The organism is Streptomyces tuirus, assembly GCF_014701095.1.
GTDB lineage: Bacteria > Actinomycetota > Actinomycetes > Streptomycetales > Streptomycetaceae > Streptomyces > Streptomyces tuirus.
Genome location: NZ_AP023439.1, coordinates 7,221,665 through 7,237,141 on the forward strand (window position 1 = coordinate 7,221,665; position 15,477 = coordinate 7,237,141).

The 15,477-nt window shown below is 71.7% G+C and carries 13 protein-coding genes and 1 pseudogene; 2 read left to right on the forward strand and 12 right to left on the reverse strand.

What is annotated here, in order from left to right:
• Nucleotides 1–412: 412 nt before the first annotated feature.
• The 5 genes and pseudogenes from IGS69_RS32820 to IGS69_RS32840 form a co-directional block, all read right to left on the reverse strand.
• A pseudogene (locus IGS69_RS32820) lies at nt 413–916 on the reverse strand (ATP-binding protein); the annotation flags it as partial.
• On the reverse strand, nt 916–1,356 hold the full coding sequence (locus tag IGS69_RS32825) for an anti-sigma regulatory factor (RefSeq protein ID WP_190904746.1): 441 nt from the start codon (nt 1,354–1,356) through the stop codon (nt 916–918). The pseudogene IGS69_RS32820 and the gene IGS69_RS32825, both read right to left, overlap by 1 nt.
• Complete coding sequence (locus IGS69_RS32830) at nt 1,356–1,775, reverse strand: STAS domain-containing protein (RefSeq protein WP_190904077.1); 420 nt, start codon at nt 1,773–1,775, stop codon at nt 1,356–1,358. The genes IGS69_RS32825 and IGS69_RS32830 overlap by 1 nt, the downstream gene beginning before the upstream one ends.
• Entirely contained in the window at nt 1,772–2,659 is an 888-nt protein-coding gene (locus tag IGS69_RS32835; protein ID WP_190904078.1) for an STAS domain-containing protein, read from the reverse strand. The genes IGS69_RS32830 and IGS69_RS32835 overlap by 4 nt, the downstream gene beginning before the upstream one ends.
• Nucleotides 2,660–2,923: 264 nt before the next feature.
• A complete protein-coding gene (locus IGS69_RS32840; RefSeq protein ID WP_190904079.1) occupies nt 2,924–3,316 on the reverse strand; it encodes an STAS domain-containing protein in 393 nt (130 codons plus the stop codon).
• A 348-nt stretch (nt 3,317–3,664) separates the two neighbouring features.
• Between IGS69_RS32840 and IGS69_RS32845 the strand changes: the two genes are divergently transcribed.
• The gene (locus IGS69_RS32845) at nt 3,665–4,036 is read left to right on the forward strand and encodes a PRC-barrel domain containing protein (RefSeq protein ID WP_190904080.1); all 372 of its coding nucleotides are present in this window, start codon (nt 3,665–3,667) and stop codon (nt 4,034–4,036) included.
• A gap of 55 nt (nt 4,037–4,091) precedes the next feature.
• Here the strand turns inward: IGS69_RS32845 and IGS69_RS32850 are convergent, their stop codons facing one another.
• Both IGS69_RS32850 and IGS69_RS32855 read right to left on the reverse strand, forming a co-directional pair.
• Nucleotides 4,092–4,526 carry an ATP-binding protein gene (locus tag IGS69_RS32850; RefSeq protein WP_003987862.1) on the reverse strand — a complete coding sequence of 145 codons (435 nt, stop codon included), beginning with the start codon at nt 4,524–4,526 and terminating at the stop codon, nt 4,092–4,094.
• Nucleotides 4,527–4,643: 117 nt separating this feature from the next.
• Complete coding sequence (locus IGS69_RS32855) at nt 4,644–6,542, reverse strand: AMP-dependent synthetase/ligase (protein WP_190904081.1); 1,899 nt, start codon at nt 6,540–6,542, stop codon at nt 4,644–4,646.
• A 151-nt stretch (nt 6,543–6,693) separates the two neighbouring features.
• Between IGS69_RS32855 and IGS69_RS32860 the strand changes: the two genes are divergently transcribed.
• Nucleotides 6,694–6,927 (forward strand): DUF6480 family protein, encoded by a 234-nt coding sequence (locus IGS69_RS32860; RefSeq protein WP_190904082.1) that lies wholly within the window; start codon nt 6,694–6,696, stop codon nt 6,925–6,927.
• A gap of 27 nt (nt 6,928–6,954) precedes the next feature.
• Here IGS69_RS32860 and IGS69_RS32865 read toward each other — a convergent pair whose 3' ends face one another.
• From IGS69_RS32865 to IGS69_RS32885, 5 genes are all read right to left on the reverse strand, one after another.
• Nucleotides 6,955–8,043, reverse strand: coding sequence for a glutamate--cysteine ligase 2 (locus IGS69_RS32865; RefSeq protein ID WP_190904083.1), 1,089 nt, complete (start codon nt 8,041–8,043; stop codon nt 6,955–6,957).
• Nucleotides 8,044–8,154: 111 nt separating this feature from the next.
• Nucleotides 8,155–10,362 (reverse strand): 1,4-alpha-glucan branching enzyme, encoded by a 2,208-nt coding sequence (gene glgB, locus IGS69_RS32870; protein ID WP_190904084.1) that lies wholly within the window; start codon nt 10,360–10,362, stop codon nt 8,155–8,157.
• A 3-nt stretch (nt 10,363–10,365) separates the two neighbouring features.
• Complete coding sequence (locus tag IGS69_RS32875) at nt 10,366–11,736, reverse strand: maltokinase N-terminal cap-like domain-containing protein (protein ID WP_190904085.1); 1,371 nt, start codon at nt 11,734–11,736, stop codon at nt 10,366–10,368.
• A gap of 28 nt (nt 11,737–11,764) precedes the next feature.
• Nucleotides 11,765–13,483, reverse strand: a complete 1,719-nt coding sequence (gene treS / locus IGS69_RS32880) for a maltose alpha-D-glucosyltransferase (protein WP_190904086.1) — start codon at nt 13,481–13,483, stop codon at nt 11,765–11,767.
• Nucleotides 13,480–15,477, reverse strand: coding sequence for an alpha-1,4-glucan--maltose-1-phosphate maltosyltransferase (locus IGS69_RS32885; protein WP_190904087.1), 1,998 nt, complete (start codon nt 15,475–15,477; stop codon nt 13,480–13,482). Before IGS69_RS32885 ends, treS begins: the two co-directional genes overlap by 4 nt.

Genomic DNA, 15,477 nt, shown 5'->3' on the forward strand with positions numbered 1-15,477 from the left:
CGTGAGCCGATGCCGTACGAGGGGGCGGCGTGCCCGCGTCCGCGGGGCCGTGAGCCGATGCCGTACGAGGGGGCGGCGTGCCCGTGTCCGCGAGGCCGCGACCCGACGCCGCAGGAGGGGCCGGCGCGCCCGCGACGCCCTCAGCCGACGCGACCCGAGGGGCCGGGGGCGTGCCCGCGTCTGCGAGGCCGTGAGCCGATGCCGTACGAGGGGGCGGCGTGCCGGTGTCCCGGAGGGCGTGGTTCGGTGTCGTCGGAGGGACCGGCGCGCCCGTACCGGGGTGGGCATGGCCCGGCGTTCCGTACGGCCCCTGCGCACGGTCTGCCGCAGGTGCGAGAGCGCCGGTGGCGCCCTGAGCCTGCCCGGCGAGGCCCGCCGCCGCGTGGCCGGTCAGACCGCCGCACGCCACCGCGCCGAACGGCGGCTCGCCGCCGGGCCACCGGCCGCCGGCGGCGACCCCGTCCTCCGGCCGCACCGACGCCTCACCGCCCCAGGGCGCCGTGCCCACGCGGGCCACCGCGACCGTGCCGCGGCCCGGGACGCTGTGCAGGGCGAAGTCGTCGCAGAGGCGCACACACGTGCCGAGGCCCGCGCCGAGCGAGCGGCTCGTGGAGAAGCCGTCGCGCAGCGCCGCGGGCACGTCCGCGATGCCCGGGCCGTGGTCGATCGCCGCGATCTGCACCGTCCGGGACCCCTCCCGGCCCTCCCGAAGCACCGGCGGAGCCACGACGTCGATGAGCACCTGCCCGCCCTCGGCGTGCTTCAGCAGATTCGTGGCCAGCTCGGTCGCCACCAGCGCGGCCGCCGCGGCGCGCCGCTCGTCCAGCCCGGCCAGCGCGGCGGCCTCCTCCGCCGCGACCCGCACGTCGCGCACCCGGGTCGAGTCGCGCACCGGCACGTCCCACACGCGCGGCATCAGACCTCCTCGCGCGGACGCGGCGGCCGGCCCACCCAGCAGGTCACCCGCACCGTGGTGCCCGAACCCGGCGTGGTGTCGATGTCGAAGTCGTGCACCAGCCGCCGCGCGCCGCTCAGCCCCATCCCCAGACCGCCGCCGGAGGTGTAGCCGTCGCTCAGCGCCAGGTCGAGGTCGGCGATGCCCGGCCCCTCGTCCGTGAAGACCAGCCGCAGCCCCCGCGCACCGGCCCCGCCCACCTGGGTCGCCTCCATCTGTCCGCCACCGCCGTGCACCAGGGTGTTGCGGGCCAGCTCACTGGCCGCGGTGATGAGCTTGGTCTGGTCCACCAGACCGAAGCCGAGCCGGGCGGCGGCCTGCCGTACGTGCTGTCGCACCCACACCAGGTCCATGTCCGACCGGATGGGCAGGCAGGCCTCGACGCCCGCGGCGGTGTGCATCACGGACTCTCCTGACGCGGACTGCCGGGACGGGGCACCGGGGTCTGCCGCGCGAGGAGCTCCATGCCCGCCTCGGTACTGAGTGCGGTGCTCAGCCCCGGCAGCGTCAGACCCAGCTCGACCAGGGTGATGGCGACCGCCGGGTTCATGCCGGCCACCACGGTGCGCGCGGCCAGCAGTCCGGCCTGCGCGGCGATCTCGGCCAGCACCCGGCCGAGGAAGGAGTCGACGATCTCCACCCCCGAGATGTCGATGAGGACCCCGCGCACCCCGGTGCGGGAGATCGTCTCGGCGAGATCCTGCTGGAGCTGCTGCGCCGTGCTGTCGTGCAGGTCCCCCTGGAGCGTGACCAGCAGGACGTCGCCGAGCCGGAGGACCGGCACATGGCCGGTCACGGGACGGGGATGGGCGTCGTTCACCGCTGACCCGCACCCGGGGTCACGATGTCCGCGCCGAGCTGGTGCAGCGCGTACCCCAGCGCGTCGGCGAGGCTCGCGCGGGTGATCACGTCCAGATCCAGGCCGAGGTGCACGATGGTCTGCGCGATGGCGGGGCGGATGCCCGAGACGATGCACTCGGCGCCCATGAGGCGCGCCGCGGCGACCGTCTTCATCAGGTGCTGCGCCACCAGCGAGTCGACCGTCGGCACCCCGGTGATGTCGAGGATCGCGAACCGCGCGTGCTGGTCGACGACGGCGTTCAGCAGCGTCTCCATCACGATCTGGCTGCGGGCGCTGTCGAGGGTCCCGATGAGCGGCACGGCCACGATGCCGTCCCACAGCCGGATGACGGGCGTGGCCACCTCCATCAGCTGCATCCGCTGCCGGTCGCTGAGCGCCTGCCACTCGCTCAGCGCGGTTTGCATGGCCACCAGTCGCAGGGTGCCCGTCAGCACCGTCAGCGCGGTCGAACAGGCCCGCAGGTGCTCGGGTGGCGCCTGCTCCAGATCGGCGGCCAGCAGGTTCTCCACGGGCGGCCGCAGAGCGGCCAGTTCGCTGGAGACCTGGGTGTTGCTCAGCCCGGCACGGGAGCGGGCCGCGCCCATCCGGCCGAGCTGCTCGCGCACGGTGCTGAATCCGGCGGCGTCCGGGTCCTCCACCTGGCCCGAGTCGGCCACCTGGGCCAGCGCGTCCACGACGGCCTTGCCCGCTTCCACCGCCTCGTCGCGCGAGACGGTGAACACGGTGCGGAACAACGGCTCGTCCGCCCACCGCTGGGCGATCTGCTCGCGCCGGCGGTGCAGGAAGTCCCTGACCTCGTCGGTGGGCGTGGCGAGCTGTCCGTCCGCTTCGTGCTCCGGCACCTGGTTCTCTCCTCATCCGCGTTGCGTCGACCGAGCCCGCTTCTGGCAACGAGACGGCGATGTGACACTTGCCGGGCGACAACTCTAACCATGCGCCGACCTCGCACGACACCTGCTCCGGGGCAAGCGATCCGGTTCGGCGGAACGGCGATGGGCGCCCGCCGTTTCCGGCGTGCGGAGGGTGAGCCGTCGTCCGGGCACGGCGGAGCGAGGGCACCGGACCACCGGTCTTCGCCGGCGCCGTGCCCGAGGGGATCCGGACCGTCAGACGCTCGGCTCCTGGGGGAGGTCCGGCCCCGCGTCGACACGGGCCAGGGCCTCGTCGACGCTCTCCGATATCGGCACCGTGATGCTCACGCCGGTCAGATCGAGGATGCGCCGCACGGCCGGCGTCGGGCTGATGACGTGCACGCTGCCCTCGGTCTTGCGGGTCTCCTGGTACACCCGGAGAACGATGTTCATCCCGGACGAGTCCATGAAGGGCACGGACGAGAGGTCGATGAGGAAATGCCGTCGGCCGTGGTGGAGTTGGTTGGCCAGATGGGCCTGGAACTCGGTCGCGGTGTCGACGTCCAGGTAGCCGTCGACCGTGATCAGGGCCACGTCCTCACGGGGCAGTTCGACTTCCACGGACAGCGGGTTCTGGGCGAGGGGCACGGATACCTCCAACAAGTGCTACGGCCTGGGCTGGTCACCTCTGGGGATGACCGCGGTGCGAGGGGATCCCGGTCGTTCTCCGGACTCGAGTGCCGATTCTCATGCGTCTCCCTTCACTGACGGGCTTCGGATGTCACCGCGCACCCGCGATTACCCCGGAAACCACCCTCCATGCACCGCCCTCCGAAACATCGTCGGGACCGGCCCCGCGGAAGCCGCCCGCGGTCGCAGGTGTGTGCGCCGAATGCGCTTGCGGCAGCAGGGTAATTGCTGCTGTGGAACGGGCCGGGCGCGAGGCGTCCGGCGGAACGATCGCGATCAGCGCATCGCCAGGGAGGATGGAGCAGCGTGGCCATCGACAGAATCTGGTCGTACGGGCCGGACAGCGGTCACACCGAGGGGCAGGACCTGACCGGGTACGCCGTCGCCGCGACCGACGGCACGATCGGGCACGTGGACCGGGAGGCCGCCCCGCACGGCATGCGGCATCTGGTCGTCGACACCGGCGTCTGGGTGTTCGGCCGCAGCGTCCTGATACCGGCCGGAGTGGTCACCGGCATCGACCCACAGGGGAGGAAGGTCACACTGGCCTGCAGCAGAGCGGACGCGAAGGCGGCGCCCCGCTTCCAGACCGACAGCGAGACGAGGGACCAGGAGTACCTGCGGGCGGTGGGGGACTACTACGACCGGCTGCCGCCGTACGAGACGGCCTCGGTCTGAGCCGGTCACGGGCGCACAGCGCCCGTGACGCTCCCGGCTCGTCAGGGTGCGAAGCTCACCAGGGCAAGAAGACGTGCACGTCCTTGCCGCGGTCGTCGGCCACCACGCTCACCTGGTCGCACAGCGTGTGGATCAGGTGCCAGCCGATGCCCCCGCCGCCGCTGCGCGGATCGAAGGGGCGGGGGGCGGGCTCCGTGCTGCTGGTGTCGTGCAGGACCACATGCACCCCGTCGAAGGTCCGGCGCATCCGCAGCGCGAACGGACCCGGGGCGTACTGGACCGCGTTGGCGGCCAGTTCCGTCACCACCAGCAGGATGTCGTCCCAGTACTCGGGGGCAGAGGGCGGGGCGGAGCGTGCCAGGTCACGCAAGAACTCCTCCGCGGCCAGCCGCGCACCTGTCACGTCGTGCGGCTCGCCCACGAAGCTGTTCGTGCGGCTCGGGATCTCCTCGGAGGTCAGGGCGTCGTCCCCACGCGGCTCGGTTGACATATCGCCTTTCCGGCCCGGGCGTCAGCGAGGGCTGTCGTCAGGGCTGTCGTCCTTTCTCTTGCGTCGCCACTGTTGCGTGTTCCCGAGTGGGCGTGGCCTACGCGTCAGTCCGCGGGCTCACCGGAACACGTTGTCCGAATCGTCCCAGCTCGAAGGTTGGTCCGGGGCGCCCGGCCGCCCCGGACGCCTGCGTGACTGGTACATCGCGTCGATCTCGGAAGCGTAGTGCCGCACGATCTCGTCCCGGCGCAGCTTCATCGACGGCGTGAGCAGCCCGTTGGTCACGTCGAACGCTTCCGGCAGCACCCGGAAGACCCGGATCGACTCCGACGGCGACACGACGCTGTTGGCCGCGGCCACGGCCCGGGCGACCTCCTCCCGCAGCGCGTTCTCCTCCCGGGCCTCCCGCATCTCGCCCTGCAGCGCCAGCCCGGCCCGCCAGTGCGCCAGGAACTCCGGGTCCAGCGTGATCAGGGCGCCGACACAGGGCCGGTTGTCCCCCACGACGACGGCCTGGTGGATGAGCGGGTGCATCCGCAGCCGTTGCTCCAGCGCCAGCGGGGCGACGCTCTTGCCGCTGCTGGTGATGATGATGTCCTTCTTGCGGCCGGTGATGGTCAGATAGCCGTCCGCGTCCAGCCGCCCGAGGTCCCCGGTGGCGAGCCATCCGCCGCGCAGCGCGGCCCGGGTGGCGGCCTGGTCGCCCACATACCCCTGGAACACCGACGGGCCGCGCACCAGGATCTCCCCGTCCTCGGCCACCTGGATCTGCATGCCCGGCAGGGCCTGCCCGACCGTCCCCGACTTCTCCCGGCCGAGCGGCTGCATCGTCACCCCGCCGGCGGTCTCCGTCAGGCCGTACCCGTCATGCACATAGATGCCGATGCCCTCGTAGAAGAGGGTCAGGTCGCGGCTGAGGGAGGAGCCGCCGGACGTCGCGCGCTGCACCCGCCCGCCCAGCGCCGCCCGCAGCCGGCGGTACACCGTGCGTTCGTACAGAGCGTGCTGGATCCGCAGGTCGAAGCCGGGCCCGCGGCCGCGGCCCAGCCGCTGGCGTTCCAGGGCGGCCGCGAAGTCCCGGGCCGTCTCCGCGGCCCGCTCGAACAGTCCGCCGTGGCCCCCCTGCTGCGCCGTGCGCAGGAAGTTCTTGTAGATCTTCTCGAGGACCGACGGCACCGCGTAGAGGTACGTCGGCCGGAAGGTGCGCAGCGCCGACGCCAGCGCCTCCCCGCTCAGATCGCCCTGGTGTCCCATCAGCAGCCCGCCGCGCACGCACAGCCCCTGGATCATCAGCCCGTACACATGCGAGAAGGGCAGGAACGCGAGGACGGAGCCCTGCTCCCCGCGTGGCGCCGCCGTGTGCCCCCAGCCCGCCAGCAGCGTGTCGCAGGGGCCGGCCAGGTTGCGGTGGCTGAGGGCGCAGCCCATGGCGTGCCCGGAGGTGCCCGAGGTGTAGGCGATGACGGCCGTGGAGTCCGGCAGCACGATGCGCCGCATCGAGTCGACCGTGGCGATGGGGATGAACTCCCCGCGGGTCGCCAGCTCCTCCAGGGCGCCGGCGTCCAGCTGCCAGACGTGCCGCAGCAGCGGCAAGGACGCGCACACCGAGCCGACCGTCATGACGCCCTGTTCGTCCTCGACGACCACGGCCACGCAGCCGGCGTCCCGCAGGATCCACTCCACCTGGTCGCGTGAGGACGTCGGGTAGACCGGGACCACCTCGGCGCCCACGGCCCACAGCGCGTAGCACAGGATCGTCCACTCGAACCGGGTGCGCGCCATGATCGCCACGCGGTGGCCCGGAGCGATCCCGGAGGCGATCAGCCCCTTGGCCACGTCCACCACCTGGTCGCGCAGCTCGATCGCCGTCACCTCCTCCCAGGTCGTGGCGACGGGGTCGGCCCGGCGGGCGAGCATCGGCCGGGCCGGCTCGCGGTCCGCCGTCTCGAAGACGCTGTCGGCGAGCCCGCCGGTCAGGGGCGCCACGGCCGGGGGAGCGAGGGCGAGGTCGCGCATGCACTGCTCCTGACGTGTACGGGGTGTGACATTGCCGACGGGTACCGTCATCGGCGGTGCTCGAATGTAGTCGAGTCAGGACCCTTCGGGGTCGGAAAATACGGAAGTGGACCCGCTGATGATCCCGGCGTGATCGGGGGACCCGGACGACATGACTCACATCAGCCCCGATCCCGAACCAGAACGCACCCCCGGTCTGGAGCCCGGCGGCGGTGTGCCGCCGGGCGAGACACCGCCCGCGGAGAGCAGCATGCCGGAAACGCTGCCCCGGGAGACCCACAATCCGACCAAGGGCTGGGCCAAGGCCCCGCTGGCCGTGATCATCGTCATCACGGTGCTGATCGCGGCGTTCTTCCTGGCCTACGCCCTCGTCCTGATCCTTTGAACCCCCGGCCCGAGCAGGGCGGAACGCTTACGTCTGCGTCCGGCGGACGCACTCGGTGACGACGTCCCGCAGACTCCCCGTGCGCTCCATCAGCGCGCGCTGCACCTGGGCGCCGTTGCCCTCCCGCAGCAGTTCCTCGCAGGCCGCGCCGGCCGGCTTAAGGTCGCCCGTACTGTCGAGGGCCTCCCCGACATGGTCCAGCAGGGCACGCACGACGGCCTCGGCGGGCATCCGCCGCATGGTCTCGGGGTGCAGCAGCTCGCCCGAGAGGCCGGACCGGGCGGCCTGCCAGTCGGCCAGCCGCAACAGGCTGACGCTGTGGCCGAGCGGCTCGCGCCCGGCCCGCCACTCGCGCGCGGCCGTCTCCACCAGCCCGCGGACGAGCGTGGCGATCAGCACGGCCGTGCCGGAGTGCAGACAGACGTCCGAGACCCGGAGCTCCACGGTCGGGTACTGCCGAGACAGCCGGGCGTCGAAGTAGATCATCCCGTCGTCGAGGATCGCCCCGGTGGCCACCATGTCCGCGATCAGCCGGTGGTACCGCTCGGCCGAGCCGAAGATCTCGGTCGGGCCGGCCGACGGCCAGCGCAGCCACACCCGGCTGCGGTAGCTGCTGTACCCGGTGTCCTCGCCCTGCCAGAACGGCGAGTTCGCGCTGAGCGCCCGCAGCACCGGAAGCCACGGCCGCAACCGGTCGACGACGGCGACGCCCTCCTCGTCGGACTCCACCGACACGTGCACATGACAGCCCATGACGAGCTGCTCCCGGGTGGCGATGCCGTACTGCTCCGCCATCCACCGGTAGCGCCGGTTCACGCTGACAGCGGGGCTGACGGGCAGCGGTGAGGTGGCGAGCGCCGCCACGGTGCAGCCGATCTCCTCCGCGTGCCGGGCGGCCTCCTTGCGGCACCGGACGATCTCCGCGCGCAGGCTCTCCATGGACGACTGCGGATGGGTGGCGAACTCCAGCATCTGCTCGTGGAGTTCCTTCTCGAAGACGTCCTGATCCGCGTCGACCTTCTCCGCCCGGGCGAGCACCGCTGCGGACAGCGCCCGCGGTTCCCCGGTCTCCGGATCGACCAGGAGGAGTTCCTCCTCCACTCCCACGGTGCGCACTTGATGCCCGCCCTTCTGTGCCCTGCCGCGCCGTACCACCGGGTGTTCCCGGTGGTACGACCCCCAGTGCCCCTCACAGGCGGGTGGGACACCTGCCGGGGCGGCAGGACTTCACATCGCGAACGGCGTCAGCCACACCGTGGCGAGCGGAGGCAGCGTGAGGTGGACCCGGCCGTCCTCCGGCTTGACCGGATCCGGGTTGGTGACGCCGCTGCCGCCGTAGCGTGTGTCGTCGGTGTTGAGGCGCTCCTCCCAGGCGACGACGTCACCCGGCACCCACAGGCCGTAGTCCTGCCGCACCACGGGGGAGAAGTTCGACACCGCCAGCAGCGGGGTGCCCTCGGCGTCGTAGCGCAGGAACGCGAGGACGTTGTCGTCGGCCGAGTCCACCGCCACCCAACGGAAGCCCTCCGGGCGGGTGTCGCACTGCCACAGCGCCGGCATCTCCCGGTAAGCGGTGTTCAGGTCGCGCACCAGATCGCGCACGCCCCGGTGGTCACCCGCCGAGTGGTAGCCGTCGTCGAGCAGCCACCACTCCGGCCCCTGCTCCACCGACCACTCGGCCCCCTGCGCGAACTCCTGCCCCATGAACAGCAACTGCTTGCCGGGGTGGCCCCACATGAACCCGAGGTAGGCACGGTGGGTGGCGCGCCGCTGCCACCAGTCGCCGGGCATCTTCGACACCAGCGCCTGCTTGCCGTGCACGACCTCGTCGTGGGAGATCGGCAGCACGTAGTTCTCGCTGTAGGCGTACACCATCGAGAACGTCATCTCGTGGTGGTGGTACTTGCGGTGCACCGGCTCGTGGGCGATGTACTCCAGCGAATCGTGCATCCACCCCATGTTCCACTTCAGCCCGAACCCGAGCCCGCCGGTGTCGGTCGGCCGGGTCACGCCGCCCCAGGCGGTGGACTCCTCGGCGATCGTGACCACGCCCGGGGCCCGCCGGTACACGGTCGCGTTCATCTCCTGGAGGAACCCCATGGCCGCCAGGTCCTCCCGGCCGCCGTAGGCGTTGGGCTCCCACTGGCCGTCCTCGCGCGAGTAGTCCAGGTAGAGCATCGAGGCGACCGCGTCCACGCGCAGCCCGTCGATGTGGAACTCCTCGCACCAGTACACGGCGTTCGCGACCAGGAAGTTGCGCACCTCGGTGCGGCCGAAGTCGAACTCGTACGTGCCCCAGTCCGGGTGCTCCGCGCGCCGGTCGTCACCGGGCTCGTACAGCGGCTCCCCGTCGAACCGGGCCAGTGCCCAGTCGTCCTTCGGGAAGTGCGCCGGCACCCAGTCCATGATCACGCCGATCCCGGCCCGGTGGCAGGCGTCGACGAAGAACCGGAAGTCGTCCGGCGTGCCGAGCCGGGACGTCGGCGCGTAGAACCCCGTCACCTGGTAGCCCCACGACCCGTGGAAGGGGTGCTCGGCGACCGGCATCAGCTCCACGTGCGTGAAGCCCAGGTCCTTGACGTACGCCGGGAGTTCCTCGGCGAGCTGCCGGTAGGTCAGCCCCGGCCGCCACGACGCCAGGTGCACCTCGTACACCGAGAACGGCGCCTCGTGCACGGGCCTGTCGGCGCGGTGCGCCATCCACTCGGCGTCGCCCCACTCGTAGTGCGAGGCCGTCACGATCGACGCCGTGTTGGGCGGCTCCTCGCAGCGCCGGGCCATCGGGTCGGCCTTCAGGAAGCGGTGCCCGTACCGGGAGTGGATCTCGAACTTGTACGCGGTCCCCTCGCCGACGCCCGGCAGGAACAGCTCCCACACGCCCGAGGCGCCCAGGGACCGCATCGGGAACTGCGTGCCGTCCCAGTGGGTGAAGTCCGTGGCGACCCGCACGCCCTGCGCGTTCGGCGCCCACACCGTGAACCGGGTGCCGCTCACGCCCTCATGGGTCATGGGCTGCGCGCCGAGCGCCGTCCACAGCTCCTCGTGCCGGCCCTCGCGGATCAGGTGCAGATCGAGCTCGCCGAGCGCGGGCAGGAAGCGGTACGGGTCGTGCGTCTCCTGCTCACCGCCCTCGTACGCCACGTGCAGCGAGTAGGCGGGGATCTCATCGAGCGGCAGGACGCCCGAGAACAGGCCGTCGCCCTCCGAGACGAGCGCCGTGCGTCTGCCGTCGATCACCACGCTCACCGCGCGGGCGAAGGGGCGCAGCGCCCGGAACACGATCCCGCCGGGCACCGGGTGGGCACCCAGCAGCGCGTGCGGATCGTGGTGGGCGCCCGCCAGCAGCCGCCCGCGGTCCTCGGTACTCAGGGCGGGGGCGGTCGTGCTCGGGACCGGGCCGGACGGCTCCGGGATTGAGGTGTCGCGCAGGGCCACGGCTCAGTCTCCTCTCACGGCGAGGCGCTCGATCGCCGCCATCGGTACAGGCAGCCAGTCGGGGCGGTGCCGTGCCTCGTACAGCACCTCGTACACGGCCCGGTCCGTCTCATAGGCGCGGAGCAGGCCGTGCTTCTTGCGTGGGTCCCATCCGGCGCGGGCCGCGTAGCCCGCGCAGTAGGCCTCGCGACAGCGGCGGGCCCACTCCGGGCGCCAGGGGCGGCGCTGCCGGGCGGCGTAGTCGAAGGAACGCAGCATCCCGGCGATGTCCCGCACGGGGGAGTGGGCGCTGCGCCGTTCGGAGAGCGGCCGGGACGGCTCGCCCTCGAAGTCGATGACGAACCACTCGCGCCCCGCCCGCAGCACCTGACCCAGGTGCAGATCACCGTGGATGCGCTGGGCGGGCGGCCCGGGGTCGCAGCTGGTGAGCGCCGCGAACGCGGTCCGCAGCCCCGGCACGAACGGCTGGAGCGCGGGCACGCAGTGCGCGGCGGCGTCCAGCCGCTCGGTCATCGCGGCCGCCGTCTGCCCGTTCTCCCCGGGCCCGCCGACGGGGAACGCCGACGCCAGCGCGAGGTGCACCTCCGCCGTGGCCGCGCCCAGCGCCCGGGCCTGGACCGTGAAGTCGTCCCCGGCGGCCAGCGCGTTCAGCCCCAGCGCCCAGCCGTCGGAGGCGTCCCGCAGATACGGCTGGAGCACGCCGAGGGTGGCCTTGAACGGATGGTTCGTCTGGAACCAGGCCACGGGCGCGGGCACGCGGTGACAGCCCTGGCGGGCCAGCGCGCCCGGCACCTCCAGGTCCGGGTTGACGCCCGGCTGGATGCGCCGGAAGACCTTCAGGATGTACTCGTCGCCGTAGACCAGCGAGGAGTTGGACTGCTCTGCGTCCAGCAGCCGCGGCACCAGTCCGGCGGGCACCCGCTGGTCCGGGTCGCAGTCGAAGCGCAGGGGGCCCGCGGTGCCCGGTTGCCGCAGCCGCTCCAGCAGCAGCTGGGCCGACCGGGGGTCGTGCAGCGCGTCGTAGACGGTCAGGCCGGCCAGGGACCCGTCCTGCACCCGCCCGATCAGCGCCCGCCCGAGCCGCGGCGAGGGGTGCTCGCGCACGCCGAGCAGCAGCTGGTAGCAGTCACCGGCCGGGGGAGCACCGCCGGGCGAGGGGACGCCCGTGTGGCCGGCATGACCGGCGTGGACCAGCAGATGCAGACAGCCCGGGAAGAGCTCGGTCATCGACAGCAGGCCGAGCTCGGTGACCGGCCGGTCCTTGCCCGCGAACCAGCGCTGCCGGGGCAGCCAGTCGCGGAGCAGCGCGCCGAGCGACTCCATGGGCTCGGCCAGACGCGGGAGGTCCGGGCGCAGGGATGCGGTCTTCGGCATGGTCACGCCTCCTTGTCTCGGCGCAGGCTCACAGTCGCCGGCCGATGCGGGATGCGACTCGAGTGAGCCGGAACCAGTAGAAGCCGTGGCCCCCGAGGGTCAGCAGGTACGGCAGCTCGCCGATGGCGGGGAAGCGGACCCCGCCGAACAGCTCCACCGGGTGCCGCCCCGCGAACTCGCGCAGGTCCAGTTCGGTGGGCTGCGCGAACCGCGCGAAGTTGTTGACGCACAGGACCAGGTCGTCCTCGTACTCGCGCAGGAACGCCAGCACCGCCGGGTTGGAGGAGGGCAGTTCGGTGTACGAGCCGAGTCCGAAGGCGGGGTTCTGCTTGCGGATCTCGATCATGCGGCGGGTCCAGTGCAGCAGCGACGACGGCGACGACATCGACGCCTCGACATTGGTCACCTGGTGGCCGTAGACCGGGTCCATGATCGCCGGGAGGAAGAGGCGGCCCGGGTCACAGGTGGAGAAGCCCGCGTTGCGGTCGGGCGTCCACTGCATCGGTGTGCGCACCGCGTCCCGGTCGCCGAGCCAGATGTTGTCGCCCATGCCGATCTCGTCGCCGTAGTACAGGATCGGCGAGCCGGGGAGGGCGAGCAGGAGAGCGGTGAAGAGCTCGATGGTGTGCCGGTCGTTGTCCAGCAGCGGGGCCAGGCGCCTGCGGATGCCGATGTTGGCGCGCATGCGGGGGTCCTTGGCGTACTCGGCCCACATGTAGTCGCGCTCTTCGTCGGTGACCATCTCGAGCGTCAGCTCGTCGTGGTTGCGCAGGAACATCCCCCACTGGCAGCCCGAGGGGATGGCCGGGGTCTTGGCCAGGATTTCCGAGACGGGGTAGCGCGACTCGCGGCGTACGGCCATGAAGATGCGCGGCATGACCGGGAAGTGGAAGGCCATGTGGCACTCGTCGCCGCCGCTCGCGTAGTCGCCGAAGTAGTCCACGACGTCCTCGGGCCACTGGTTGGCCTCCGCCAGCAGCACCGTGTCCGGGTACTGCGCGTCGATCTCGCGGCGGACGCGCTTGAGGAACGCGTGCGAGGCGGGCAGGTTCTCGCAGTTGGTGTCCTCGGCCGCGTAGAGATAGGGCACCGCGTCCAGCCGGAACCCGTCGATGCCCAGGTCCAGCCAGAACTTCAGCGCGGCCAGGATCTCCTCCTGGACGCGCGGGTTCTCGTAGTTGAGGTCCGGCTGGTGGGAGAAGAAGCGGTGGAAGAAGTACTGGCCGCGCACCGGGTCGAAGGTCCAGTTCGAGGTCTCGGTGTCGACGAAGATGATCCGGGCGTCCGGGTAGCCCTTGTCGTCGTCGGCCCACATGTAGTAGTCGCCGTAGGGGCCGTCGGGGTCCTTGCGCGACTCCTGGAACCACGGGTGCTGGTCGCTGGTGTGGTTCATGACGAAGTCGATGATCACGCGCATGCCGCGCTGGTGGGCGGCGTCGACGAACTCCACGAAGTCGGCCAGGTCGCCGAACTCGGGCAGCACGGCCGTGTAGTCGGAGACGTCGTAGCCGCCGTCGCGCAGGGGGGACTTGAAGAACGGCGGCAGCCACAGGCAGTCGACGCCGAGCCACTGGAGGTAGTCCAGCTTCGCGGTCAGGCCCCTGAGGTCGCCGACGCCGTCTCCGTTGCTGTCCTGGAAGGAACGGACGAGCACCTCGTAGAAGACGGCGCGCTTGAACCAGTCAGGATCCCGGTCCCTCGCGGGGGTGTCCTCGAAGGTGTCCAGCACGGGCTCGTTCACGGTCATGACGTTCCTGCCCCTGGGGTCGCGTGTGCGGCGGGCGGGGACTGGACGTGAAAGACGTGCGCGGGAGCCCGCCCCGGTTCCAGCCGCACGTAGTTGTTCCTGCTCCAGTGGTAGGTCGCGCCGGTGAGCTCGTCGCGCACCGGCACCGACTCGTGCCAGTCCAGGCCGAGTTGCGGCATGTCGAGCGAGACCGTGCCCTCCTGGGCGTGATGCGGGTCGAGGTTGGCGACCACCACGACGACATCGGATCCGCTGCGCTTGCTGTACGCGATGAGCGCGTCGTTGTCGGTGTGGTGGAAGCGGAGGTTTCTGAGCTGGTGCAGTGCCCGGTGTTCCCGCCGGATGGTGTTGAGGCGGGTGAGCAGCGGGGTGATGGTGCGGCCCTCGCGTTCGGCCGCCGCCCAGTCGCGATGCCGGAGCTGGTACTTCTCCGAGTCGAGGTATTCCTCGCTGCCCTCGCGCAGCGGGGTGTTCTCGCACAGTTCGTAGCCGGAGTAGATGCCCCAGGCCGGTGACAGCGTCGCGGCGAGCACGGCCCGGACCTCGAAGGCGGGACGGCCGCCGTGCTGGAGGTAGGCGTGCAGGATGTCGGGGGTGTTGGGGAAGAAGTTGGGCCGCATGTAGGAGGCGGCCTCACCCGACAGCTCCGTCAGGTACTCGGTCAGTTCCTGCTTGGAGGTGCGCCAGGTGAAGTAGGTGTAGGACTGCTGGAAGCCGATCTGGGCCAGGGTGTGCATCATCGCCGGCCGGGTGAACGCCTCGGCCAGGAAGATCACATCGGGGTCGGTGCGGTTGATCTCGCCGATCACCCGCTCCCAGAACACCACCGGCTTGGTGTGCGGGTTGTCCACCCGGAAGATCCGCACCCCGGCGTCCATCCAGTGCCGCAGCACCCGCACCGTCTCCGCGACCAGACCGTCCATGTCGGCGTCGAAGGCGATGGGGTAGATGTCCTGGTACTTCTTCGGCGGGTTCTCCGCGTAGGCGATGGTGCCGTCGGGGCGGTGGTGGAACCACTCCGGATGCTTCTGCACCCACGGATGGTCCGGTGAGCACTGCAGCGCGAAGTCCAGCGCCACCTCCATGCCCAGCTCCCGCGCCCGCCCGACGAACCGGGTGAAGTCCTCCAGCGTGCCCAGGTCGGGGTGCACGGCGTCGTGCCCGCCCTCCGGCGAACCGATCGCCCAGGGCACGCCGACGTCGTCCGGGCCGGGGGAGAGGGTGTTGTTCCTGCCCTTGCGGAACGTCGTCCCGATGGGGTGGATCGGCGGCAGGTAGACCACGTCGAAGCCCATCGCCGCGATCGCCGGCAACCTGCGGGCGGCGGTGCGGAAGGTGCCGTGGGGCTGCTCGGGCGTGCCCTCCGAGCGCGGGAAGAACTCGTACCACGAGCCGTACAGGGCCCGCTCCCGCTCCACCAGCAGCGGCAGCGGCTCACTGCTGGTCACCAGGTCCCGCAACGGATGCCGCTCCAGGACCGCGTCCACCTCCGGCGTCAGCGCCGCCGCGAGTCTGTCGGCCGTGGGCAGCGAGTCGTCGCGCAAGGCCTCCGCGGCGGCGAGCAGCACCTCGCGGCCGGCTTCCTTCGGCACGCCGGCCGCCGCCCGCTCGTAGAGCTCCGCGCCCTCCTCCAGGACCAGGCCCGGGTCGATGCCCGCCGGGACCTTTATGCCCGCCGTGTGACGCCAGGTGGCCACCGGGTCGCTCCAGGCCTCCACCCGGTACGACCAGCGGCCGACGGCGTTCGCGCTGACCTCGGCGCCCCACCGGTCGCTGCCGGGAGCGAGCTCGCGCATCGGCGTCCACGGGCCGGGACGGCCCTCGGGGTCCTTCAGCACGACATTGGCGGCCACCGCGTCGTGCCCCTCCCGGAACACGGTGGCGGTGACCTCGAACGTCTCACCCACGACCGCCTTCGCCGGCCGGTTGCCGCTCTCCACGGCCGGGCGGACGTCCCGTACCGGGATACGGCCGATGGCCCGGGTCCTACTCAT